Raw genomic sequence first — 21,524 nt, 5'->3', positions numbered from 1 at the left:
CAGGCGGGTGCCCGGCCGGTCAACGTCGCTGCAGCGCTTCCTGTATCGCAGCGGCCACATCGGTGTTGTCGATGTAGCTGCCATCGTTCAAGCGCACATGCTGGCGATAACCTTGGTCGACGCCGCGCACGCGTTTGCCCAGCAGCTCGGCGCCGTTGCCCTTGGCCCACAGTGGCACCAGGCCGTTTGAATGGTTGCCGGTGGGGCGGAAGCTCATGCCCGGCATGCGCCCCCGGCCGTGGTTGCGCACCGGTTCGAAGGCCACCTGCTGTGCATCCGGGCCCATCGGCATGCTGTTGTCGTGGTCGGTGGTGACAATCAGCAGGTTGCGCTCCCAGCCACCGTTATCCTCGATCCACGCCATGACCGCCGACACGGCATCGTTGAACTCGACGGTCTCTTCGATCAGACGGCCAAACTGCGGCTGCCCGGTGCAGGCGCCGTAGTGCCATTCAGTGCCGCAGGCGCTGGTGTGCGCTGCCCAGTCGGTGGCACCGCCTTCGACCATCAGGAACAGGCCCTTGGTTGAGCGCTGCTGCAGGAACTGCAGCGCGCCACGGGTCATCGTCGCCAGGTCCGGCACGCTGTCGATCTTCTTCACTCCCGACGGTGCTCTCGCGTCTTCGCCCAGTACCTGCAGCTGGCGTGCCTGCTGCAGGGTGTTGGCCACGCGCGGTACACCGATCAGCGGCCGGTCGGAGGGCACCAGGCCCTGCGCCAGCGCAACGAACTCTGCCTTGCTGCGGATCAACCGCCACGGGCCCGATGGATTTCCGGCAATGGCCGTGCCCGCCTCAAGCTGCTGCCAATCCTGCTGCGACACCCACTCCCAAGGGTTCCCGCAGCCCTCGGCCACCGGGCTCTGCGGCCCGTCGACGCAGGCTTGTCCATTGACGCTGTAGCCGGGGCCGCCGGTACCCATCACCAGGTCCATGTGGCCCTGGGCCAGCATCTGGTGGGCGATCTGGTGATAGCTGTTGCGTGATTCGGCCTGCGCGGCGAAGGCAGCCGGCGTGGCATGCGCGAACGGCACCGAGGTCACCACGCCGGTAGCCATGCCCAGGCGTTTGGCACGCAGGGTGTTGAACTCCACCGGTACACCGTCGTTGTCGACGTTGATGGCGTTGTTGTAGGTCTTCACTCCCGAGGACAGCGCCGTGCCGGCCGCCGCGCTGTCGGTGGCTACCGCAGCCAGATACTGATACCCAGCGAAGGGCAGATCCGCCGCGGGCACGGGCGTGGCGTCCCATGCCTTCTGCGCGTCGTAGCCGAGCGTCTGCGCCGCATCGTGCGTAGGCTGGCTGCTGGCGTTGAGCGGGAACGTTGTCACCGCCAGCCGATGCGGGAAGTCGGCATAGGGGGCGCCTTCGCGGCTGCCGTATTGCCAGTAGGCGGCGGCATCCCAGGTGCCCCAGCCGGCGCCATCGTTGATCATCACGATGACGTTGTGCGGCCGTCCCTGCGCCGGTTCCGGCTTTTCGATGCGCACATCGTGGTGGCAACCGGTGATGGCAACCAGCGCTGTCAGGATGACCGGCCGCAACCAGCCCTCGAGGTTCGTTTTTTTCATCAGCAGTCCCAGCAGAAAGCGAAGTGATCCAACCTAATTTGCGACGTTATATCATTTCAATATTTCAGAAACAGTCATCCAGCGAGGGCGCGCGCCGTTACGCTGTCGCCGTATGCAGTCCATGACTTCTTCCCGTTCCCCTGTTTCATCGATCACGATCGATGCCCTCTCCCTCGAGATCCTCCAGCAGCAGCACGCGGAGCTGCGACGACCGCCGGCCTCGCTTACCAAGCTGATGACGGCCTACACCGCGTACGACCTGCTCGCGCAGTCGGGCGGTTCGTGGTCGGACATGATCGCCATCGATCCGCGCGACGTACACGAGGTGGCCGACGATGAAACGCGGATGGGCCTGGTGCCCGGCGAAAGCATCGCCCTCGGCAGACTGCTGGAGGGCCTGATGGTGGTTTCCGGCAACGATGCCGCGCTCGCCCTGGCCCGTCACCTGGCCGGATCGCAGGCGGCGTTCGCGCAGCACATGAACGGCCACGCGCGGGTGCTGGGCCTGCACGATACGCACTTCATCTCCGCGTCCGGCATCACTACCCCGGGCCATCTGTCGACTGCACGCGACATGGCGATGCTGGCCGCCCACCTGCTTGCGCGCTACCCCGACCTTCTCGCAATCACCGCACAGCGCAGCTTCGTGCACCGCACGCTGCAGAAGGCGAACCAGAACGCCCTACTCGGCGAAAACGGTGTGGATGGCTTGAAGACCGGTTACACCCAGGCTGCAGGTTTCTGCCTGGCGGCCACCGCCCGTCGCAGGTGCGCTGGGCACGCCCTGCCACTGCGCCTGATCAACGTGGTGCTGGGCGCTGATTCCCGTGCGTCGCGCGATGAGCAGGTGCGAGCGCAGCTTGATGCGGGCTTTGCCATTGCCGCGGCGGCCGAGGCCCAGCGTGTGTGACGGGCAGACCGGGCAGACACCAGGTGCAATGCGCTCTATAGTCCAGCGCCCGAAGGAGTACCCCATCGATGGATCGACGCATCTTGTGCTGGATGCTTGCGCTGTTCTGCACGTTCTCCGCGGCACTCACCCATGCCGGTGAACTTACTCCTGCCGAGAGCGACGCGCTCCAGCAGGATGTGCGGTCGCTGCTGTCCACGTTCGTCCGCGGCGATACCGATGCCATGATCGCGCGCACGCATCCCAGCGTGAAGCGGTTTGCCGGCGGCGATGCGGCCTATGCGAAGGCCGCGCGCGATGCGATGAAGACACTCGACGACATGGGCGTGAAGGTCATCAGCGATGATGTCGGTGAACCGACCCGCACCTATGCTGCCGGCGATGAGGAAGTCTGCTTCGTGCCACGGACCACGGTGTTCACCGTCGACGCGCAGACGGTGAAAAGCCTCGCCTTCATGGTCGCCATCCGGCCGGTAGGCGGTACGCAGTGGCGCTACATCGATGGTGCCGCTATGCAGGCGATGCCGGAGCTGCTGCGACAGCTGTTGCCGGATCTGCAGCCTGACGTGCAACTGCCCCCGGTCAGCGTCGAGCAACTCCAGGTCGCTCCGCGCACATGATTCAGGTGCTGCGCTTGACGATGGCGACGATCACGCGCTCCAGCTCGGCCTCGGCTGCCGCATGTTCCACCGCACCGGCCGCAACTGCTTCAGACAGGGTTTCGGCGGCACCGAGGATGGCCCAGAGGCCGGTGACCGGCACGACCTCTCCCGCTGCGAACGGGCCCAGCCACTGCGCGCACTTGTCGATGAAATCCTGCTGATAGCAACGGCGCACCGCCCGCAGTTCCGGTGATCCCGACAGCGCAGCAAGGATGTCCTGGATCTCGCTGCCCTGCGACAGCACGCAATCTATGTAGCCGGAGGCGATGGCATGCGCGCGATCCTTCAGGCGTGCTTTCGCGCTGCCGATTCGCTCATCGAAGACCACGGTCTGCCTCTGGTCGTAGTCGGCATACAGCGCGGCCAGCAAACCGTTGCGGGTTTCGAAGTGGTCGTAGGCCAGCGGCTTGGCGACACCCGCCGCCTCCGCCAGACGACCCAACGTCAGCGCATCGGTGCCCTCTTCACCGACCAGCGCCCACGCCACGTCCAGCAGCTGGCGAGAACGCTGTTCGCGGGTCAAGCGGCGGCGGGGCTCGGGCACGGCAGGGCTGGAAGGCAAGGGAAATGATCAGGTCGCGGGGGTTCCGATCTTACGTCCGATGTCCACCGCCGTCTGCAGATGCGTTTCGGCCATGCCGCTGTCGGCATCCAGCAGCAGCGTGGATGACAGCACCGGCGCTCCGCAGTAATCGAAGATGCCCTGGTCGATCTGGGTCTTCATCGCCTCGCCATAGCCGCGCCGGTCGATCATCTGCTGGCCGGCGCCGCCCAGGCCCACCAGATGCACCTGCAGCCGCTGCAGCTTCTTTTCCACCTTGCCATCGGCACCTTCGTCATAGGCCCAGCCCTGGGTGAACACGCGATCGATCCAGCCCTTCAGCAGCGCCGGGAACGACCACCAGTAGAGCGGGTAGACCAGCACGAGCGTGTCGGCGGCATCCAGCCGTGCGTGCTCGGCGGCCACATCGGCCGGCAGCGTCGTGGTCCTGCGGAAGAAGGCGTGGTCCTGCGCGTTGAAGCGTGGATCGAAACCTTCCGCCATCAGATCCACGGTGGTGACCGTGTTGCCGGCATTGGCGTTGACGATGGCCTCGCCGATACGCGCCGCAACGGCGTGGGTAAGCGAGCCCGGTTCGGGGTGGGCCACAACGATCTGGGTATGCATGACAACAGCTCTCGGATTCATTAGTTACCAATAGTAACTATCGGGCGGGCGAGCAACAGCATCACCGATAGGACGCTGTCGCGCGGCTCATGTGAGAACCCTGCATGCATGGGAACCCATGCCCTCCATGCAGCGTTCACCGTACCTGCGCCGGACTCCAACGGGCGCCCACGTAAGGTCACCGCTCTCCTCCAACAAAGGTGTCGACGCATGGCCATCAAGACCGCAGAAGACCTGTTCATCCACGAACTGTCCGATATCTACAGCGCCGAGAAGCAGCTCACCAAGGCGCTGCCACGCCTGGCACGCGCTGCCGAAAACCCTGAACTCGCCGCCGCCTTCGAGACCCACCTGGAAGAAACCCAGGGCCAGATCGAACGCATCGACCGGGTTGTCGAGCTGCTGGGCATCCGCCTCAAGCGCATCAAGTGCGCGGCAATGGAAGGCCTGGTAGAGGAAGGAAAGGAAGTGATCGATACCATCGACGAAGGGCCGGTGCGCGATGCCGCCTTGATCGGTGGTGCACAGAAGGTCGAGCACTACGAGATCGCTTCCTACGGCACCATCGCCGCCCTGGCCAAGCAGCTGGGCTACAAAGAAGCGCTGCCGCTGCTGCTGGAAACGCTGGAAGAAGAAAAGGCCACTGACGAGAAACTGACGTTGCTGGCCAAGAGCGGCGGTAACGCACGGGCTGCTCAGGCCGCCTGATTCCCTGGCAGACGCATGGCCGATGCCGCCAGGGAGGGCGGCCATCGCCGCATCCAACGCGGGTACCCGGTGCATCACGAGCTGTCGGCAGCGACTCCGGCGCGTGGCACCCGGTGCAGCCTCAGCCGTGGCTGTAGTCAACCTGGCAGCGCGGGCAGAAGAACGTACGACGCTGCGTCGTACCCATGTGCAGCTTGCTGATCGGACCACCGCACGCCGGGCAGGTCCTGCGCGTGTGCACCTGCCAGTGCTGCTTCAACGTGAAAGCGCGCTTCCAGGCCAGGAACTCGAAACTGTAGGTCCTGGCCTCGCGGATCATCGCGGTCAGCTTTGCTGGTGGTAGATCACCCACACGGGTTGCCGGATGCACGCGGATGCGGAACAGGACTTCGTTCTTGATGATGTTGCCGACGCCAGCGAACACACTCTGACCCAGCAGCGCATCGCAGGCGAGCACTTGTGCCATCGCCTTGAGCTTCTTCCTTGCCAGGCGAGGTTCCCAGACATCGCTCATCACGTCGGAACGCCAGTCGTAGACCTCACCCAAGGGCTCGGCGATCATCTTCACCGAGCACGCGTAGAAGTTCAGTTCGCCGTTGTCGAAGCGCAACGAGACCCTCGGCGGCGTCTCCTTGCGCTCATCGATGCGCCAGCTGCCGAAGAGCATGAGATGGATGCGAAGGCTGCAGCGACTGAACTCCAGCAGGAAGTGCTTGCCCCAGCTGCGCACCGACTTCACCCGCCGTCCCAACAGCGGTGCCAGATCGATACGGCTGTTGCCAGAGACGCTGCGCACCGTCCTGCCCTTGAAACGAGCTGCTGCCTCGCGCAGAAGTACGATGGAAGGGCCTTCAGGCATCAGCGCGCTCCTGCAGCAGCGCCTGCAGCCGCAGCGCGTTGGGCACGGCATGCCCCTGCGCCGTGTTGTCGAAGATTACCCACGTGGGTGCATCGGAGCCGGCGTGGGCCATTGCATCGGCCGCCAACTGCTGAAGTGCGGGCTCCTCGTAGGCACTGTAGTAGACGCGTGGATGGCCATGCAGGCGCCAGTAGCTCCAGTTCTGCGCGCCTGCAGGCACTGCGCCTCCCGGAGTACGCGCCGGATCCGCTGCCACGCGTGCGATGCCATGCGCGCGCAGCAGCGCGTCGGCTGCGGCAGAGAACCAGCTGGCGTGCCGGGGCTCACAGGCCACCGGCACATGGGTTCGTCTGCGCAGGGCTCTGAAGAGCGCCGACGCTACCCGGCCTTCGTACTCCAGCCGGGGTGGCAGCTGCAGCAGCAGCGCACCCAGCCGATCCCCCAGGTGTTGCACGCCATCCAGGAATGGGTCCAGGACCGACGCTGTGCCACGCAACCCTGCAACATGCGAGATCGTCTGCGGCATCTTCACCGAAAAACGGAACCCGGCAGGAACGACCGAGGCCCAGCGTGCATACGTACTGGCCTGGTGCAGGCGGTAGAACGACGAATTGATCTCCACCACCGGGAAGCGGCTGGCATAGCGCTGCAACGCGCTGTCGCCATCGGCGAAGTGGGCGGCACAAGACGATGGCAACGACCAGCCTGCACAGCCTACAAGGACGCTTGCATCGGGTTTGCCTTGAAGGGAGGGAGACATGTGCTCACGGTTGCGCGCGCACCGTCGTGCTGCAGTGAATTCGCGTCGTGATCCGCGTGAAGTGCATTCCTGCAGCGGACGATCCACCTCCTGCAGAGGGTCCCCACCCTGCGCTCGCATCGCCGCGTGACCTCGGTCGTACTGCGCAGCAGCGCCTTCGCACGAACAGCACACTGGGCTGGCGCGGCCTTGATGCTGGAAAGCGGAAGCTCGTCATTCCACGGCAGCATTCGCACAACAGCAGACCATGCAGAAGCGCAGCAACGAACCATCGGTGACCGGACCACGACTACTACTGGTGGAAGACCAGCTCGACCTGGCAGAGCTGATGGAACAGGCATTGGCCGACGAAGGAAACGAGGTTGCGCATGCCCACAGTGTTTTCGAGGCACTGAGCATGCTCGACAGCAGCCGCTTTGATGGCGCAGTACTGGACGTGGAGCTGCGCGACGGCGTGGTGTTTCCCGTCGCAGACAGACTGCTCGAACTCGGCATCCCCTATCTCTTCGCATCAGCCGTATACGACCAGCTGGTACCGGTCAGGCATCAACGTGCGCCGTTCCTGGCCAAGCCCTTCCATGTACAGGGGTTGCAACGCGCGGTGCGCGAGGCGCTGGGCAAGGCGCAACCATCACCACCCGCCAGGCACTAGTTCCAACGGGCCATGCTCAAGCGGGATGCACTGCCGCAAACGGGGCATCGCCGTGTTCGGCCTGCAGATGCGGCGCTACCACCGCTGCCAGCTTGTAGAGTGCTCCGCCGCGCGAAAGCCCGGTCCAATCACCGTTGGCGACCGCGCGCAGCTGTTCGGGCTCTGCTGGCAGCAGCCGCATCGACCAGTACGGAAAGGCACGGCGTGACACCCTGCCCCGCCCCAGCTCCACGATCTCGTGGTGGCTGGTGGCGGAAAGAACGCGGCTGTACACCACGTTGATGCTGTCTTCTGGCCCTTCGATGTACTGAAGGAAGCGGGTTCCATCGTAAAGAAACACACCCGTCACGCCGGCTTCGAAGTTGAAGCGGGCGGCGGCTCGTGAGAGGTCGTCCACATGATCCATGGAAAGCCCCGGTGTCGCCTCACTTGCGTAGGCGATTGCGCGGAGGGGCACGGACATTCCTGATGACGCAGGAACATTTCCTGCGTTTCACCCTGCACGTTGCGTGGAACAGCAGGGTGACGATCGGGCCTGTGCGCCATCACCCGGATGACTGCAGGGCGCGCTCCTACGGCTTGAACAATCCATTGAGTTCGGCACCCGACGGGGTGCCCGGCAGTGCGTCGAATGATCCGCTGCCGAGCATCTGCTCCGATGCCCTGAGGAAGCCTGCCCACGCACTGCGGGCCAGCGCACCGCCCACGCTGACCCGGCGCACGCCGAGACTGCCCGCCTGCTGCAGCGTCATCTGACCGCGCGACCCGATCAGCAGGTTGACCGGTTTACCAGCGGCGGCATCCACCACGGCGCGGATCTGCTCCACGCTCTGGATGCCTGGCGCATACAGGCAATCGGCACCCGCCTGCGCATAGGCGCGGATGCGGGCCAATGTATCGTCCAGGTCGGGGCGGCCGACGAAGAAGTTCTCCGCACGCCCCACCAGCATCACGTCGTGCCCGCTTTCGTCGATGGCACGGCGCGCTGCGCTGAGGCGGGCCACACTGTCTTCGATGCTGCGCAGCGGATGTTCCACATCGCCGGTGGAATCCTCGATCGACAGGCCGGCCACACCGGTGTCGATCGCCATCGACACGCTCTCGTGCACCGCCTCCGGGCCGCTGCCGAAACCATCTTCGAAGTCGGCGTTCACCGGCAGATCGGTCGCCGCCACCATCGTCCGCAGATGGGCCAGGATCTCGCTGCGCCCCATCGCCCCGTCAGGCTGCCCGTGGGCCCAGGCATGGCCGGAGCTGGTAGTGGCCAGTGCCTGGGCACCCAGCCGCGCCAGCGCGACGGCACTGCCGACATCCCACGGGTTGGGCAGCAGGAAGCATCCGGATGCATGAAGCGCCCTGAAGGCAGCGCGGCGGCTCTGGATCGCGTCGACACTCATCACGGACTCCTGGCTGTAGGCACAGTGCAGGAACGCCCTGGCAACCTCCGCAGTGTCGAACGTAATGCGGCCCGGCGCCATCGTCCCGGCATGGGGGATGGTCGGCGCGCGCAATTTCCACTATCTATAGGAAGCCTTCCCGCGCCCGTCCACCACGCAACCACGCGGACGAAGGCATTTTTCAAACAATTGTTTTAAACACCACTAATTTCGCCGAACTGGACAGCATCCTCAGCTTCCGCCAGACTGCCGCCCTTTCCCGTCAATCGGATCCCATGGCGAAGCTGCTGGTCCTGCATGGCCCCAACCTCAACCTGCTCGGCACCCGCGAGCCGGAGGTCTACGGCCACACCACGCTGGCGGACATCGACCACGCGCTGGTCGCCCAGGCCGCTGCCGCAGGTCATGCGCTGGAGAGCCTGCAGTCCAACGCCGAGCACGTGCTGGTGGATCGTGTGCAGGCCACACGCAGCGACGGAACCGCCTTCATCCTGATCAACCCGGCCGCCTTCACGCATACCTCGGTTGCCCTGCGCGATGCGCTGGCGGCGGTGGCGGTGCCGTTCATCGAGATCCACCTGTCCAACCCGCATACCCGCGAGCCCTTCCGCCAGCACAGCTATTTCAGCGACAAGGCGGTTGGCGTGGTGTGTGGCTTCGGTGCCGACAGCTACCGCTATGCGATGGACGCGGCATTGGCACGCGTGCAGGCTGCCGCCGCGTCATGAGCCTGTCGCGCGCCCTCGCCAGCGTTGTGCTGTGGGCCGGCCTGTGCGGCGCTGCCGCCGCGTCCGACCGTGAGGCCGAAGGCATCGACTGTGCGCATCCGACCACCACGATGGAGAGCGACCTGTGCGCCTCGGACGTGGCAGCGGCCGCCGACGTCGAACTCAACGCCGTCTACGCCCAGGCACGCAGGCAGCTGCGCACGCCGGCCAACGGCGGCAACTGCAGCTACTGCGGCAACGCCGAACAGGAGTTGGTGCTGGCCCAGCGCGCGTGGATGCAGCTGCGCGACCACGACTGCCAGGCGGTGTACGCCCTCAATTCCGACGGCACCGCGCGCAATGGCGCACAGATGCGCTGCCTGATCACCCTCGCGCGCGACCGTACGCGGCAGCTGCGCGACTTCTACGAACTGCTTTGACCCGAGCGCAACGCGCTTCCCACCACACTGACATCAAAGAGCAAAGAGGCCACCATGGATCTCCGCAAAATCAAGAAGCTGATCGACCTGCTGGAAGAGTCGAACCTGGCTGAAATCGAAATCAAAGAAGGCGAAGAGTCGGTGCGCCTGTCGCGCGCTCCGGTGTCCGGCTACGGCATGATGCAGGCCCCGCCGCAGATGATGATGGCCGCCCCGGTCGCCGCCCAGCCGGCCACCCCGGCGATGCCGATGCAGTCGCCGACCGAAGCCTCCACCGGCGGCACCGCCAAGCCGGGCAATGCGCTGCCGGAAGGCCACGTGCTGCGCTCTCCGATGGTCGGCACCTTCTACGCCTCGTCCTCACCGGACAAGCCGGCGTTCGTCAGCATCGGCCAGCAGGTCAAGGCCGGCGAGACCCTGGCCATCATCGAAGCGATGAAGATGTTCAACCCGATCGAAGCCGATGCGTCGGGCACCATCGTCGCCATCCTCGGCGAGAACGGCCAGCCGGTGGAATTCGACCAGCCGCTGTTCGTGATCGGCTAAGGGGCGGCTGCCATGCTCGACAAAGTCGTCATCGCCAACCGAGGGGAAATCGCGCTGCGCATCCTGCGCGCGTGCAACACCCTGGGCATCCGCACGGTGGCCGTGCACTCCACGGTCGACCGCAACCTCAAGCACGTGGCCATGGCCGATGAATCGGTCTGCATCGGTCCGGCGTCGTCGGCGGAAAGCTACCTCAACATCCCGGCGTTGATCGCCGCGGCCGAGGTCACCGACGCCCAGGCCATCCACCCGGGTTATGGCTTCCTGTCCGAGAACGCCAACTTCGCCGAGCGCGTGGAAGAGTCCGGCTTCATCTTCATCGGCCCGAAGGCAGACACCATCCGCCTGATGGGCGACAAGGTCGAAGCGATCCGCGCCATGAAGTCCGCCGGTGTACCGTGCGTACCCGGCTCGGGCGGCCCGCTGGGCGAGGACATCGTCGCCAATACCAAGATCGCCCGTGAGATCGGCTACCCGGTCATCATCAAGGCAGCCGGTGGCGGCGGTGGCCGCGGCATGCGCGTGGTGCACGCCGAAGCCTCGCTGAAGACCTCCATCGAAACCACCAAGAGCGAGGCCAAGGCCGCGTTCGGCAATGGCGAGGTCTACATGGAGAAGTTCCTGGAGAACCCGCGCCACGTGGAGATCCAGGTGCTGGCCGACGGCCAGGGCAATGCCATCCATCTCGGCGAGCGCGACTGCTCGATGCAGCGTCGTCACCAGAAGGTGGTCGAGGAAGCGCCGGCACCGGGCATCACCACCGAGCAGCGCGAGCAGATCGGCAAGGTGTGCGTGGAAGCCTGCATCCGTATCGGTTACCGCGGCGCCGGCACCTTCGAGTTCCTGTACGAAGACGGCCGTTTCTACTTCATCGAAATGAATACCCGCATCCAGGTGGAGCATCCGGTCACCGAGATGGTCACCGGTATCGACCTGGTCGCCGAACAGCTGAAGATCGCTGCCGGCCAGAAGCTGTCGATCAAGCAGAGCGATGTGGTGCTGACCGGCCATGCGATCGAGTGCCGCATCAACGCTGAAGATGCGGAAACCTTCGTGCCGAGCCCGGGCACCATCACCGGCTTCCACGCACCGGGCGGCCCCGGCGTGCGCGTCGATACCCACATCTACAGTGGCTACCGCGTGCCGTCGAACTACGACTCGATGATCGGCAAGCTGATCGTGCACGGTCCGGACCGCGAGACCGCCATCGCCCGCATGCGGGTGGCGCTGAGCGAGATGGTGGTCGATGGCATCAAGACCAACATCGCCCTGCAGCAGCGCATCATGCGTGACAAGGGCTTCCAGGCCGGTGGCCAGAACATCCACTATCTGGAAAAGCGCCTTGCCGAGCGCAAGAGCAAGCCGATCGCATTGACCTGATCGGCAGTTGCTGTCGCTGCACACGAAAAGGGCGGGGATTTCCCCGCCCTTTTCTGTTTCCCGTCCGGTAGCGCCGGGCCATGCCCGGCGGCCTTCTATTGCCACCGTCCACCCGCCGGGCATGGCCCGGCGCTACCGGTGTGGCGTCAACGCTTGTCGGCGACTTCCGCGGGAATCTGCGAGTTCGCCAACGGACGCACGCCGTTCGGCGAGGTCGGATCGACGATCACCATGGTCTCGCTGGAACCATCCGGCCACACCACCTGGAAGGTGCTGCCGGCCGGCAACGACGAGAACGGCACGCCACTCTGCGCGCGGTAAACGGCGGCAACCTGGCTGGCACCTGCACGGCGCACGTCTTCCTGTGTCTTCACCGAGGTCAGTTCCACTTTCGACAGACGCCGATAGCGGTCCTCGTAGGTGTCGATCATCAGCAGGCCCACCGCACCGGCCGAATACGCCACGAACAACACCACCCAGAACCAGAACTTGGCCCCATGCAGGAATCGACGGTAGTTCATCGCCCGTCCCTCGTTCCAATCAATCGCTTGATCCATTCCTTCATTTTCCCCGCACCTTGCCGCGAAACCGCGGCGTCATACACAAAATCACGGAAGTCCTGCGTTCCATCCGGCGAACAGATCCCTCCATTCGCACAAAAACTGTTGACCAGCACACTGTCGGCTCCACAGGGAAGACCGAGTTCGCAGGCCGCAACCCGCCATGCCAGTTCACTGAGCTGTTCTCCGGCGACCATGCCGACGAGCGCCTTGTCGCCGGCGGCGCGCAATCCCATGCCCGGCGCGATCGCCATATAGGCTTCCGGATCGCGCGAGGTACGCACGCGCTCGACCAGATCACGACGGTACTGCTCGTTGTCGTGCAGCGGCTCACCTTCGGCAAACAGCGACGCTTCGGCAGCGAGGTTGCCCTGCTGGGCCGCACGACGACGCTCGCCGAGCACCAGCGCCGGCCCCAGCTTGTCGCCGGGCACGAAACCGCCGCAGCGCTGCGCCACCCGCTCGCGCGCCTCCACCATCTCCGGTGCAGCACTCAGGCCAAGGCCGGACAGCACGTTGTTGTCCAGGCGGTAGCCACCCGGATCAACGGCGTACTGCGCGCAGTAGTCATAGACCCGGCTGAGCATCCAGCGCGCCTCGTGGTTGCCCTGGTCAGCCTGCACGCGCAGGCGCTGCGCGTAGGCGTACAGATCGGTGGCACTTTCGATGTCGGCGCGGATATCCAGCGGCAGGCCCGAAGGCAGCTCGGTGCCACGTTCAAAAGCGGCGAGGCGGCGTGCCAGGGCTTCCGGCATCACCGGCGCCAGCGCCCCCTGCGCATCGCCGGCCTGGGCAGCCTGCGGCACATCGACGCGCGCATCCATGTCCCGGCTGTGGCCATTGGCCCGATAACCGGCCACGCCCAGCACGGCCACGGCCGGCAGGACGAGCAACCAGGTTTTCAGGGTCGGGGCGAAAGCCATCGGCAACGGTCGGTGGTACGGCGCACAGGAAAGCGCCGAGTTTAGCAAGGCCCGTGAGGCCTGTCTGAATCGGTTTCGTTCATCTCAAGGCATACGGAGACGCCGTGATGGTCTAGCATGGCCCCCTTTCCCGCGATTGCCCTCACCGCCATGCCGTTCCTGGAACTGACCCTGCGTTGCACCGAAGCCACCCAGCCCCGCTATGAGAATGCGCTGGAGGACGTCGGCGCGCTGGCGGTGACCCTGCTTGATGCCGAAGCCGACACCAGCAACGAGCAGGCCATCCTGGAACCCGGCGTGGGTGAGACTCCGCTGTGGGACACCCTGGTGCTCAGCGCGCTGTTCCCGGCCGACAGCAACGCCCTGCTGCTGCTGGCCGCGCTGGAAGCGTTCGACCCGGAGCTGGACTGGAGCAACGGCAGCTTCCGCGCCGTGGAAGACCAGGACTGGGAGCGCGCGTGGCTGGACCAGTTCCAGCCGATGGACTTCGGCAGCCGCACCTGGATCGTGCCGTGGAACCATGAGCTGCCGGAGGCCGCGCAGGCTGCCGACGCCGCCATCGTGCGCCTCGACCCGGGCCTGGCCTTCGGCTCGGGCACCCACCCGACCACCGCGCTGTGCCTGCGCTGGCTGGACCAGTTGGCCGTCGATGGCCAGCTGCAGGGCCAGCGCGTGCTCGACTTCGGCTGTGGCTCGGGCATTCTCGCCCTGGCCGCGTTGAAGCTTGGTGCCGCCCAGGCCATCGGCGTGGACAACGACCCGCAGGCGCTGATCGCCACCGCCGACAATGCCGAACGCAACGGCGAACTGGCACGCATGCAGGTGTACCTGCCGCAGGACGAACCGGTCGCCACCTATCCGATCGTGGTCGCCAACATCCTGGCCTCCGCGCTGGATGCACTGGCCGAACTGCTGGCCGCCCGTGTCGCTACCGGTGGTCGCATCGCCCTGTCGGGCATCCTGCATGGCCAGGAAGACGAACTGCTGCAGCGCTATGCGGCGTGGTTCGACGAACTGCAGGCCACCCAGGACGGCGACTGGATGCGTATCACCGGCATGCGCCGCGCCTGATCGTGGTTGAATGACCGCTGGATCCGAGCCCGCGCCCTGAGCATGTCCGAGCCGAACCCACCGCGCCGTCCCCTGGCCACGTTCCTGCGCACCGCGCAGGAGCGCGATGCCACGCCTGAAGCCACCGCACCGCGCGAACCGGTGGCGACCGATGCAGCGCCGGTGATCGATGACATCGACCCGGCAACGGACATCGTGGCGGCAACAGAAACAGAACCGCTGGTTGCCGATGATCCAATCATCGAACCGGCCTTCGCTGCCACACCCGGCATCGTTGCCACCGCCGCCGATGCGCCCAGCTTCCTCGGCGTGCGCCCGCGGGCGCAGCCAACCCCTCGCTGGCATTGGCTGCTGGTGGCCGCATTGGCGCTGCTGCTGTTGCTGCAGAGCGTGCTTGCCGATCGTGCACGGCTGGCGGCCGATGCCGGCACCCGGCCGTGGATCGGCGCGCTGTGCAACGTGTTGCGCTGCACGCTGCCCGCCTGGCGCGAGCCCACTGCATTCACCATGACCAGCCGTGAAATCCGCCCGTTGCCGGCCCAGGCCGGCGTGCTGCAGATCCAGGCCAGCATCCGCAACGACGCGCGCTGGCCGCAGGCATGGCCGGATCTGCGCCTGTCGCTGTCCGATGCCGATGGTCGCGTGATCGGCACCGGCGTGTTCACACCGGCGCAGTACCTCGGTGAAAACCCCGGGGCGGCCCCGCTTGAACCGGGTCAAAGCGCGCGCATCGCCTTCCGCGTGCAGGAGCCTGCCGCATCCACGGTCGCATTCACCTTCGAGTTCCTTTGACCTGGGTCGGACCGTCCGGTCGTGGCAGGTCGGGCACGCTCGCGCTAGACTGACCGCCATCACCTCATCCGGTCCGGCGCCCCGCGTGCATGGACCAACCAGATCGGGAACCCCCTTGAACGCTGTCCTTTCTCGTCCTGACAACAGTCGTGGCGCTGCCCGGCCACCGCTGCGCGAACACGTGGCCCAGTCCGTGCGCCGTTACCTGCGCGACCTCGATGGCTGCGATGCGGACGATGTCTACGAGATCGTGCTGCGCGAGATGGAGATTCCACTGTTCGTGGAAGTGCTCAACCATTGCGAAGGCAACCAGAGCCGCGCGGCCGCGATGCTGGGCATCCACCGCGCCACCCTGCGCAAGAAGCTGAAGGAATACGGCATCAGCGCGTAAGCGCAGCACGCCGGGCATGGCCCGGCGCTACCGATTCCGGGTCCACCTGGTTCCAGTAGATCCACGCCATGCGTGGATGGCTCTCCTGCGGAATCAACCGCCGCCACCCGCCTTCCAGTAGTACCGCACCACGTGGAAGAACACCGGCGCGGCGAAGCACACTGAATCCAGCCGATCGAGCATGCCGCCATGGCCCTCGATCATGTTGCCCCAGTCCTTGATGCCGCGGTCGCGCTTGATCGCCGACATCACCAGGCCACCCCAGAACCCCATCAGGTTGATCAGCAGCGACAGGCCGAACGCCTGCAGCGGCGTGAACGGGGTGATCCACCAGAGTGCGGCACCCAGCGCGCTGGCACAGAGCACGCCGCCGACGAAGCCTTCCACCGTCTTCGACGGCGACAGCTTCGGCGCGATCAGGTGCTTGCCCAGCAGCTTGCCCCAGATGTACTGCAGCACGTCCGACGACTGCACCACGATCACCAGGAAGGCGAACAGCAGCACGTTGCGCGCCGGATCGTAGCCCGGCACGCGCAGGTTCAGCAGCAGCGGCACGTGCGAGATGCAGAACACGCAGATCATCAGGCCCCACTGCACCTTCGACGTGCGCTCCAGGTAGTGGGTGGTATCGCCACCGATGGTGGCCAGGATCGGCAGGAACAGGAACGCATATACCGGGATCAACAGCGTGTACATGCCATACCAGTCGATCCACACCAGGTAGTACTGCCACGGCAGCACGATGTAGAAGGCAGCCAGCAAGGCGTAGTAATCGCCTGATCGTGTCGGCGCCAGGGTGATGAACTCACGCAGTGCGAACAGCGAGATGATCGCGAACAGCACGATCACGCCGGCGCGTCCGAAGAACAGCGCCAGCCCGACCACGATGGCCATCACCCACCATGCGCGGATACGCGAGACCAGGTTGGCGATCACCGCGCTGGGCTTGCCGCGCTGGCGCCAGCGCAGGGTTTCTGACACCAGCGTGGCCAGCACCAGCACCGCACCCACCCCGGCGAACAGCAAGCCAGTCTGCTGGCCTACGCTGCGCGCGGCCAGATCACCAGACAAATCGATCATGAAGCTCATGCGCGGCCTCCGTTGGGGGCCAGGGCCAGCAGCGCCTGGCGGCTGCGCGCCAGGAACGCCACCTTGTCCTCATCGGCCTGCAAGCGCAGCGGCGTACCGAACGTCGCCGTGCACAGCAGCGGCAGCGGCAGGAAACGCCCCTTCGGCATCACCCGCTTGAGGTTGTCGATCCACACCGGCACGAATTCGAGTTCCGGGCGTTGCCGCGCCAGGTGGTAGATACCGCTCTTGAACGGCAGCAGCGGCTCATCACCGATGTTGCGCGTGCCTTCCGGAAACAGGATCAACGAACAGCCCTCATCCACCGCGTCACGCAGCACCTGCAGAGGATCCTGATGGCGGTTGCCCGCCTCGCGTTCCACCAGCACGCCGTTGAACACCGCGTCGATCAGATAGCGGCGCAGACTGTCGCGCTGCCAGTACTCGGCGGCGGCGACCGGCCGCACCTGGCGCCGCAGTGATGGCGGCATCGACGACCAGATCAGCACGAAATCACCATGACTGGCGTGGTTGCCGTAGTAGACGCGGTGCTCGCTGGACGGCGCGCAGCCGACCCACAGCGCGCGTGCGCCGGTCACCACATGGATGGCCGCACTGCAGGCGCGGGCGATCAGTTCAGCAAACATCGGCACCTCCAGTCAGGTCTGCGGCCACAGCACGGCCAGCAGCAGGGCAGCGAACTGCAGCAGCGTGGCGGCGTACTGGCGTATCAGCAGGCGACGCATGCCGGTCCAGCGCGTATCCCAGCCACGCGTCGGCGCCTGTGCGTCCAGCCTGCGCAGGCCGGCCGTGTGCAGTGCCTGGTCCACCCGTTGTGCCGCGTCTTCGCCCTGCAGGCCCTCCTGCTGCAGCAGGCGCAACAGGCTGGCATCCAACTGCACCCGCACCGCGTAATACGCCTGCACAACGCCTGCAACCAGGCTCAACAGCAACAGACCCGCGGCGAACATCGCCAGGCCCGGCTCGATGCCCAGCAGCAACAGGGCTACCAGCAGCAGTCCCAGCGACAACGTGGCAGGCAAACGTCCCTGTCGCAGCAGCAGATGCATCATCGGCAGATCAGGCATAGCTCTCATGCAACGGTCTCCTGCGCGGCAGCAGCCGCGATTGCCTGTAGATGAACGCCATGCAGCACGATGCCCGGCCGCGCGGTGCGTACGATCGCCACCGCCTCGGTTACATCGCGCACACGGCCGCTGCGCAGCAACCAGGTCGCCACGCTGGCCGCGCTGCGCGAATAGCCCAGCGCACAGCAGACCAGCACGGGGCCCTGGTCGCGCAGGCGCTCGATGGCGTCCGCCGCGGCACGCAGCTGCGCCGCCGATGGCACCACCAGGTCCAGCATCGGCACGCTGGCATACGCTGCCCCTGGCGCACGACAGGAAAGCTCGGCACAGGTGTCGACCACGCCCACCAAGGGCACGGGCAGCGCAGCACTGGGCAGACGACCCAGCCAGACCGCATCGATGACCTGCACGGGCTGCGGCGCGCGCCGCGTCCACAACCGCGAGTTGATCCACGCCGCACCCAGGTACGGTGCCAGCAGCCAGCGCGCGGCCATCGTCAACCGGCCATCGGCGCGCTTCTGGAACACCGCCGTGCCCAGCCCCGCATAGGCCAGCGACACCAGCAGCAACGACACCATTGGCCACAACAGCCACAGCGCGGTGCCACGCAGCATCACCACCGGCACCAGCAACAGAGCGGCACCTAGCGCATACAACGCAGCCAGTCGCCAACGTTTCGGGTCGCGCACAGCCTGCCATGCACGCAGCGGCGGCGTGCCCTGCTCCGGCCACAGCCACACGCACAGCCAGCCGGCAAGCAGCCCGGTGGGAATGTCGATGAAGTGATGCTGGAACGTGGTCAGCACCGAAATGCCGATCAGCAGCGCCCACACATGCAGCAGCAGCCGCCAGGCTCCGTGCAGGTACTGCGCGAACTTCACCCACAGCACGATCAACAGCACGATATGCAGCGACGGCGCCTGGTTGAACGGTTTGTCGAAGCCCAGCAGCACGTCGAACAACCAGCCGAACACCCCGCCGATTTCCGGCCGCTCGAAGCTGAAGCGCAATGGCCATAGCAGGAAGCACGTCACTGCGATCACCTGCGCACTGAGCAGGCGCAGCGCGTGCCGGTCCAGCTCCAGCCGACGCCGGCACAGGAAGAACGAGATCGCATAGAACAGGTCGATCGACCAGTACGGCACGATCGTCCACGGTACGAACGGAATCTGCGTCTCCCAAGCGAACGCCATCACCGGCAATTCGGCATGGCGGCCGGCCATCCAGTTGGCAAAGCCGTAACTGGCGAAGAAAAACGGCCCCAGCAGGGCCAGCCACAGCAGGGCGCGCCGCCACGGGCGCGCCTCGCTCGGTGATGCGGTTGCCACCAGCGTCGCCATCACGCGATCCGGCGTGCCAGCGATACGGTGAAGATGCCGAAGTCATCGATGCGCTGGGCGACCTTCTGGAAGCCGGCCAGGCGCACCAGTTCGTCCATCTCGTGCTGGGTACGACGGCGCATCACCCACGCCGCGCCATCACGGTGGCTGGTCAACGCACGCGCGATGAACTCCAGCTGCGGATGCCACGGCTGCCCGGTATAGGCCAGGTAACCGCCCACCGGCACGGTCGCGGCGATGCCCTGCAGCGAACGCAGTACGGCATCGTTGTCCGGGAACAGTTCGTACAGGCCGGACACCACCGCCAGCGTCGGCGCCGGGTCCACCGCCGCCAGCTGCGCCGGATCGAACGCATCGCCCTGTTCGAAGCGGGCGATGTCGGTCGCGCCGAGGCGCTCGATCAAGGCCTTGCCCTGGGTCACGTTCAGATCGCTGAAGTCGCGCAGCACTATTCGGTCGGCACGCTGTTCGCCCTGGCCGAGCGCCTCCAGCACGTAACGGCCATGGCCGGCAGCCACGTCCAGCACGCGCACCGGCGCGCCCTGCCCGCGCAGTCGCTGGGCGGCATCGCGCAGCAGTTCCTGCAGGTGCTTGCCGCGCACACGGATGCCACGCCAACCGATCGCATCCAGATAGTTGCGGTCGACCATCCGGCCCAACGGGCCCTTGCCCCGCGCTTCATCACGGTAGATGTAGTCCAGCGTGCTGCCCGAGTCGAAACCGGTCTGCAGGCCCAGCGCGATGCCTTCGGACAGCGTGCCACCGAAGCGCAGGCCAGCGCGCACCACGCGCCAGCGCAGGTCGGCCAGGCTGTTGCGCTCCGGCGGCCACGACAGGATCTCCGATTCTTCGAAGGTCGGGCCGTGCCGATGCGCATCGCGCCGCGACAGCTCCTGCAGCGGTTCGGCAAAGCGTGCCTGGATGAAGCTGCGGATGCGAGCCAGCGCCGGTGCACGGTCGCGCTCGCCCAGGGTGTCGTGGAAGAAGCCCGGCAGGTGCACGCGCTCCTTGATCGGGCTGGACAGGCGTTCGTAGAAACGGTCCTGCGGGCCGCGATGCACCACGAAGTCCGAACCGGACACCAGCAACTGCACCGGCACGCTGATCGCCTGCGCGTCGGCCACGATGCGGTCGGCCGCTTCGTACAGGCCCAGCAGCACGCGCACCGAGATCGGCCGGGTGATCAGCGGATCGGTGCGGTAGCTTTCCACCCGTGCCGGGTCGTGGGTCAGCCACTGCGGCTTGACGTAGCTGTTGACGAAGAAGTTGCCGCGCAGCTTCTGCATCAGCGCCAGCCCAGCGCGTGCGAATGGCACGTACAACTTCACCTTGAAGGCCGGTGAGGCCATCACCAGCGCGCGCAACCGCGGTGCGTAATCGTGCACCCAGGTGGCGGCAACCACCGCGCCCACGCTCTGCGCGATGACCACGATGTCCTCAATCGCGATGCCGTGCTCGGCACCGATGTGGGCGATGAAACTGTCCAGGTCGCGTACCAGCGCCGGGAACCCCGGTGCGTCGCCGCGCGTGCCGGGTGAGCGGCCGTTGCCGCGCGCATCCCATGCAAAGAAAGCCGTCTCGGGCAGGTCCAGTTCGTCGACCAGATGGGTGACCCGGCCAGAGTGTTCATGGCCGCGATGCAGCAGCACGATGGCCTTGGCCGACGTGGTTGCCGTAGTGCTCGGCCAGTACCGGTAGAACAGCGGTACCTGGTCGAAGCTGTGGAATTCCCGTTCCTGCGCCTGACGCATGCAATCTCCGTATTGGAATGGCGTGAAGTCTTGTTGTGTTTACCGCTGCGGTGTCGCCGCGGCTTCCTTCAATCCCTGGCGTACGCGGCGGGCCATCGTCAGCACGCACAGCAGTGCAGCCAGTGCCGCGACTGCGCTGACCACGGTTGCACCTGCCCAGCCAAACGCCAGCAGCAGGCCCAGCACGCCGATCACGAACGCGCGGTCGCTCTTGCCCATCGGGCCGTCATAGCGACGGCTGGCGCCGACCATCAAGCCCAGCACGCCGGCGTACTCGCTCAGCGCGGCGGCCCAGGCCAGCAGCCACAGTGCCTCCGGGCGCACGCCCGACACGCTGAGCAGGCTCAGGTACAGCGCCGCGTCGGCGATCACATCGCACAACTCGTTCAGATAGGCGCCCAGCCGCGATTGCTGGCCGAACTCGCGGGCCAGCATGCCGTCGACCGCGTTGAGGGCCATGCGCAGCAGCATCCACAGCGGCAGCGCCAGATACAGCAGCGGCTGGGCGGGGGCGCAGTACCAGACTGCGGCAGCCACCAGCAGCGAGGCCACGGCCGCAGCCACGGTCACCGAGTTGGCGGTGACGCCCATGCGATACAGGCCATGTACGGCCGGACGCAGCAGGTCCTGGAAACGTCCTTTCAATGCATAGATCGACACGATCTGAACCCGCTAATCCTTGGCAGTGCGGGCACAGCCTACCCTATCGACAACCGGTTCCGACAAGGTCTGCCGTGTCCAACCTGGCGGGGCGGGCGTGGCGTCAATCCCTTCCGGGCGT

Annotated in this window: 26 protein-coding genes; 11 read left to right on the top strand and 15 right to left on the bottom strand. The window is 66.0% G+C overall.

Annotation, left to right across the window (positions count from 1 at the left end; translation table 11 throughout):
* Window positions 1-19 precede the first annotated feature (19 nt).
* Window positions 20-1,570, bottom strand: a complete 1,551-nt coding sequence (locus tag DBR20_RS20115; RefSeq protein WP_108267978.1) for an alkaline phosphatase — start codon at window positions 1,568-1,570, stop codon at window positions 20-22.
* 121 nt (window positions 1,571-1,691) lie between these two features.
* On the opposite strand from DBR20_RS20115, the gene DBR20_RS20110 reads away from it, so the two are divergent.
* Together DBR20_RS20110 and DBR20_RS20105 are read left to right on the top strand one after the other, a co-directional pair.
* Entirely contained in the window at window positions 1,692-2,480 is a 789-nt protein-coding gene (locus DBR20_RS20110) for a serine hydrolase (RefSeq protein WP_258223443.1), read from the top strand.
* Between the two features lie 68 nt (window positions 2,481-2,548).
* Window positions 2,549-3,100 (top strand): hypothetical protein, encoded by a 552-nt coding sequence (locus tag DBR20_RS20105; RefSeq protein ID WP_108267974.1) that lies wholly within the window; start codon window positions 2,549-2,551, stop codon window positions 3,098-3,100.
* Window position 3,101: 1 nt separating this feature from the next.
* Here DBR20_RS20105 and DBR20_RS20100 read toward each other — a convergent pair whose 3' ends face one another.
* Both DBR20_RS20100 and DBR20_RS20095 read right to left on the bottom strand, forming a co-directional pair.
* Complete coding sequence (locus DBR20_RS20100; RefSeq protein WP_108267972.1) at window positions 3,102-3,665, bottom strand: TetR/AcrR family transcriptional regulator; 564 nt, start codon at window positions 3,663-3,665, stop codon at window positions 3,102-3,104.
* Between the two features lie 48 nt (window positions 3,666-3,713).
* The gene (locus tag DBR20_RS20095) at window positions 3,714-4,310 is read right to left on the bottom strand and encodes an NAD(P)H-dependent oxidoreductase (protein WP_108267970.1); all 597 of its coding nucleotides are present in this window, start codon (window positions 4,308-4,310) and stop codon (window positions 3,714-3,716) included.
* Between the two features lie 210 nt (window positions 4,311-4,520).
* On the opposite strand from DBR20_RS20095, the gene DBR20_RS20090 reads away from it, so the two are divergent.
* Entirely contained in the window at window positions 4,521-5,018 is a 498-nt protein-coding gene (locus tag DBR20_RS20090) for a DUF892 family protein (protein ID WP_108267968.1), read from the top strand.
* 121 nt (window positions 5,019-5,139) lie between these two features.
* On the opposite strand, the gene DBR20_RS20085 is transcribed toward DBR20_RS20090, so the two are convergent.
* Together DBR20_RS20085 and DBR20_RS20080 are read right to left on the bottom strand one after the other, a co-directional pair.
* Entirely contained in the window at window positions 5,140-5,877 is a 738-nt protein-coding gene (locus DBR20_RS20085) for a DNA-formamidopyrimidine glycosylase family protein (protein ID WP_108267966.1), read from the bottom strand.
* Window positions 5,870-6,637 carry a DUF72 domain-containing protein gene (locus tag DBR20_RS20080; RefSeq protein ID WP_108267964.1) on the bottom strand — a complete coding sequence of 256 codons (768 nt, stop codon included), beginning with the start codon at window positions 6,635-6,637 and terminating at the stop codon, window positions 5,870-5,872. The genes DBR20_RS20085 and DBR20_RS20080 overlap by 8 nt, the downstream gene beginning before the upstream one ends.
* Window positions 6,638-6,884: 247 nt before the next feature.
* On the opposite strand from DBR20_RS20080, the gene DBR20_RS20075 reads away from it, so the two are divergent.
* Entirely contained in the window at window positions 6,885-7,289 is a 405-nt protein-coding gene (locus DBR20_RS20075; protein WP_108267962.1) for a response regulator, read from the top strand.
* Between the two features lie 16 nt (window positions 7,290-7,305).
* On the opposite strand, the gene DBR20_RS20070 is transcribed toward DBR20_RS20075, so the two are convergent.
* Together DBR20_RS20070 and DBR20_RS20065 are read right to left on the bottom strand one after the other, a co-directional pair.
* Entirely contained in the window at window positions 7,306-7,746 is a 441-nt protein-coding gene (locus tag DBR20_RS20070; RefSeq protein ID WP_181393135.1) for a BLUF domain-containing protein, read from the bottom strand.
* A gap of 115 nt (window positions 7,747-7,861) precedes the next feature.
* Window positions 7,862-8,689, bottom strand: coding sequence for an isocitrate lyase/phosphoenolpyruvate mutase family protein (locus DBR20_RS20065; RefSeq protein WP_219927832.1), 828 nt, complete (start codon window positions 8,687-8,689; stop codon window positions 7,862-7,864).
* A 272-nt stretch (window positions 8,690-8,961) separates the two neighbouring features.
* Here DBR20_RS20065 and aroQ point away from each other — a divergent pair, with 272 nt between their 5' ends.
* The 4 genes from aroQ to accC are packed head-to-tail and all read left to right on the top strand — an operon-like array spanning window position 8,962 to window position 11,759.
* A complete protein-coding gene (gene aroQ / locus DBR20_RS20060) occupies window positions 8,962-9,414 on the top strand; it encodes a type II 3-dehydroquinate dehydratase (RefSeq protein ID WP_108267958.1) in 453 nt (150 codons plus the stop codon).
* Window positions 9,411-9,833, top strand: coding sequence for a lysozyme inhibitor LprI family protein (locus DBR20_RS20055; protein ID WP_108267956.1), 423 nt, complete (start codon window positions 9,411-9,413; stop codon window positions 9,831-9,833). Before aroQ ends, DBR20_RS20055 begins: the two co-directional genes overlap by 4 nt.
* Window positions 9,834-9,887: 54 nt before the next feature.
* Entirely contained in the window at window positions 9,888-10,379 is a 492-nt protein-coding gene (accB, locus tag DBR20_RS20050; RefSeq protein WP_100553780.1) for an acetyl-CoA carboxylase biotin carboxyl carrier protein, read from the top strand.
* A gap of 12 nt (window positions 10,380-10,391) precedes the next feature.
* On the top strand, window positions 10,392-11,759 hold the full coding sequence (gene accC, locus DBR20_RS20045) for an acetyl-CoA carboxylase biotin carboxylase subunit (protein ID WP_089237274.1): 1,368 nt from the start codon (window positions 10,392-10,394) through the stop codon (window positions 11,757-11,759).
* A gap of 146 nt (window positions 11,760-11,905) precedes the next feature.
* On the opposite strand, the gene DBR20_RS20040 is transcribed toward accC, so the two are convergent.
* Together DBR20_RS20040 and DBR20_RS20035 are read right to left on the bottom strand one after the other, a co-directional pair.
* Entirely contained in the window at window positions 11,906-12,280 is a 375-nt protein-coding gene (locus tag DBR20_RS20040; RefSeq protein WP_100462209.1) for a hypothetical protein, read from the bottom strand.
* Window positions 12,277-13,242, bottom strand: a complete 966-nt coding sequence (locus tag DBR20_RS20035; protein ID WP_108267954.1) for a hypothetical protein — start codon at window positions 13,240-13,242, stop codon at window positions 12,277-12,279. The genes DBR20_RS20040 and DBR20_RS20035 overlap by 4 nt, the downstream gene beginning before the upstream one ends.
* 150 nt (window positions 13,243-13,392) lie before the next feature.
* On the opposite strand from DBR20_RS20035, the gene prmA reads away from it, so the two are divergent.
* From prmA to fis, 3 genes are all read left to right on the top strand, one after another.
* A complete protein-coding gene (gene prmA / locus DBR20_RS20030) occupies window positions 13,393-14,313 on the top strand; it encodes a 50S ribosomal protein L11 methyltransferase (RefSeq protein WP_108268000.1) in 921 nt (306 codons plus the stop codon).
* 42 nt (window positions 14,314-14,355) lie between these two features.
* Complete coding sequence (locus DBR20_RS20025; protein ID WP_108267952.1) at window positions 14,356-15,105, top strand: DUF3426 domain-containing protein; 750 nt, start codon at window positions 14,356-14,358, stop codon at window positions 15,103-15,105.
* A gap of 115 nt (window positions 15,106-15,220) precedes the next feature.
* On the top strand, window positions 15,221-15,496 hold the full coding sequence (fis, locus tag DBR20_RS20020) for a DNA-binding transcriptional regulator Fis (RefSeq protein WP_006397198.1): 276 nt from the start codon (window positions 15,221-15,223) through the stop codon (window positions 15,494-15,496).
* Between the two features lie 93 nt (window positions 15,497-15,589).
* On the opposite strand, the gene DBR20_RS20015 is transcribed toward fis, so the two are convergent.
* From DBR20_RS20015 to DBR20_RS19990, 6 genes are read right to left on the bottom strand one after another with little or no spacing between them, the layout of a single operon-like run.
* A complete protein-coding gene (locus DBR20_RS20015) occupies window positions 15,590-16,585 on the bottom strand; it encodes a phosphatidate cytidylyltransferase (RefSeq protein WP_108267950.1) in 996 nt (331 codons plus the stop codon).
* On the bottom strand, window positions 16,582-17,211 hold the full coding sequence (locus DBR20_RS20010) for a lysophospholipid acyltransferase family protein (RefSeq protein WP_108267948.1): 630 nt from the start codon (window positions 17,209-17,211) through the stop codon (window positions 16,582-16,584). Before DBR20_RS20010 ends, DBR20_RS20015 begins: the two co-directional genes overlap by 4 nt.
* 12 nt (window positions 17,212-17,223) lie before the next feature.
* A complete protein-coding gene (locus DBR20_RS20005) occupies window positions 17,224-17,661 on the bottom strand; it encodes a hypothetical protein (protein WP_108267946.1) in 438 nt (145 codons plus the stop codon).
* On the bottom strand, window positions 17,658-18,992 hold the full coding sequence (locus tag DBR20_RS20000) for a phosphatase PAP2/dual specificity phosphatase family protein (RefSeq protein WP_108267944.1): 1,335 nt from the start codon (window positions 18,990-18,992) through the stop codon (window positions 17,658-17,660). Before DBR20_RS20000 ends, DBR20_RS20005 begins: the two co-directional genes overlap by 4 nt.
* A complete protein-coding gene (locus DBR20_RS19995; protein ID WP_108267942.1) occupies window positions 18,992-20,743 on the bottom strand; it encodes a bifunctional alpha/beta hydrolase/class I SAM-dependent methyltransferase in 1,752 nt (583 codons plus the stop codon). The genes DBR20_RS20000 and DBR20_RS19995 overlap by 1 nt, the downstream gene beginning before the upstream one ends.
* Window positions 20,744-20,782: 39 nt before the next feature.
* Complete coding sequence (locus tag DBR20_RS19990; RefSeq protein WP_108267940.1) at window positions 20,783-21,403, bottom strand: CDP-alcohol phosphatidyltransferase family protein; 621 nt, start codon at window positions 21,401-21,403, stop codon at window positions 20,783-20,785.
* Window positions 21,404-21,524 lie beyond the last annotated feature (121 nt).

This window comes from Stenotrophomonas sp. HMWF023 (assembly GCF_003060985.1).
Lineage (GTDB): Bacteria > Pseudomonadota > Gammaproteobacteria > Xanthomonadales > Xanthomonadaceae > Stenotrophomonas > Stenotrophomonas lactitubi.
This window is presented reverse-complemented; position numbering and strand designations above follow the sequence as displayed.

What these genes read in the sequence shown, in the direction of transcription:
- DBR20_RS19995 (WP_108267942.1), bottom strand. Translation starts at nt 20,743, where the DNA reads ATGCGTCAGGCGCAGGAACGGGAATTCCACAGCTTCGACCAGGTACCG.
- DBR20_RS20095 (WP_108267970.1), bottom strand. Translation starts at nt 4,310, where the DNA reads ATGCATACCCAGATCGTTGTGGCCCACCCCGAACCGGGCTCGCTTACC.
- DBR20_RS20010 (WP_108267948.1), bottom strand. Translation starts at nt 17,211, where the DNA reads ATGTTTGCTGAACTGATCGCCCGCGCCTGCAGTGCGGCCATCCATGTG.
- DBR20_RS20040 (WP_100462209.1), bottom strand. Translation starts at nt 12,280, where the DNA reads ATGAACTACCGTCGATTCCTGCATGGGGCCAAGTTCTGGTTCTGGGTG.
- DBR20_RS20035 (WP_108267954.1), bottom strand. Translation starts at nt 13,242, where the DNA reads ATGGCTTTCGCCCCGACCCTGAAAACCTGGTTGCTCGTCCTGCCGGCC.
- aroQ (WP_108267958.1), top strand. Translation starts at nt 8,962, where the DNA reads ATGGCGAAGCTGCTGGTCCTGCATGGCCCCAACCTCAACCTGCTCGGC.
- DBR20_RS20075 (WP_108267962.1), top strand. Translation starts at nt 6,885, where the DNA reads ATGCAGAAGCGCAGCAACGAACCATCGGTGACCGGACCACGACTACTA.
- DBR20_RS20005 (WP_108267946.1), bottom strand. Translation starts at nt 17,661, where the DNA reads ATGAGAGCTATGCCTGATCTGCCGATGATGCATCTGCTGCTGCGACAG.
- DBR20_RS20000 (WP_108267944.1), bottom strand. Translation starts at nt 18,992, where the DNA reads ATGGCGACGCTGGTGGCAACCGCATCACCGAGCGAGGCGCGCCCGTGG.
- DBR20_RS20055 (WP_108267956.1), top strand. Translation starts at nt 9,411, where the DNA reads ATGAGCCTGTCGCGCGCCCTCGCCAGCGTTGTGCTGTGGGCCGGCCTG.
- prmA (WP_108268000.1), top strand. Translation starts at nt 13,393, where the DNA reads ATGCCGTTCCTGGAACTGACCCTGCGTTGCACCGAAGCCACCCAGCCC.
- DBR20_RS20115 (WP_108267978.1), bottom strand. Translation starts at nt 1,570, where the DNA reads ATGAAAAAAACGAACCTCGAGGGCTGGTTGCGGCCGGTCATCCTGACA.
- DBR20_RS20025 (WP_108267952.1), top strand. Translation starts at nt 14,356, where the DNA reads ATGTCCGAGCCGAACCCACCGCGCCGTCCCCTGGCCACGTTCCTGCGC.
- DBR20_RS20085 (WP_108267966.1), bottom strand. Translation starts at nt 5,877, where the DNA reads ATGCCTGAAGGCCCTTCCATCGTACTTCTGCGCGAGGCAGCAGCTCGT.
- DBR20_RS20110 (WP_258223443.1), top strand. Translation starts at nt 1,692, where the DNA reads ATGACTTCTTCCCGTTCCCCTGTTTCATCGATCACGATCGATGCCCTC.
- accB (WP_100553780.1), top strand. Translation starts at nt 9,888, where the DNA reads ATGGATCTCCGCAAAATCAAGAAGCTGATCGACCTGCTGGAAGAGTCG.
- DBR20_RS20015 (WP_108267950.1), bottom strand. Translation starts at nt 16,585, where the DNA reads ATGAGCTTCATGATCGATTTGTCTGGTGATCTGGCCGCGCGCAGCGTA.
- DBR20_RS20090 (WP_108267968.1), top strand. Translation starts at nt 4,521, where the DNA reads ATGGCCATCAAGACCGCAGAAGACCTGTTCATCCACGAACTGTCCGAT.
- accC (WP_089237274.1), top strand. Translation starts at nt 10,392, where the DNA reads ATGCTCGACAAAGTCGTCATCGCCAACCGAGGGGAAATCGCGCTGCGC.
- DBR20_RS20105 (WP_108267974.1), top strand. Translation starts at nt 2,549, where the DNA reads ATGGATCGACGCATCTTGTGCTGGATGCTTGCGCTGTTCTGCACGTTC.
- DBR20_RS20080 (WP_108267964.1), bottom strand. Translation starts at nt 6,637, where the DNA reads ATGTCTCCCTCCCTTCAAGGCAAACCCGATGCAAGCGTCCTTGTAGGC.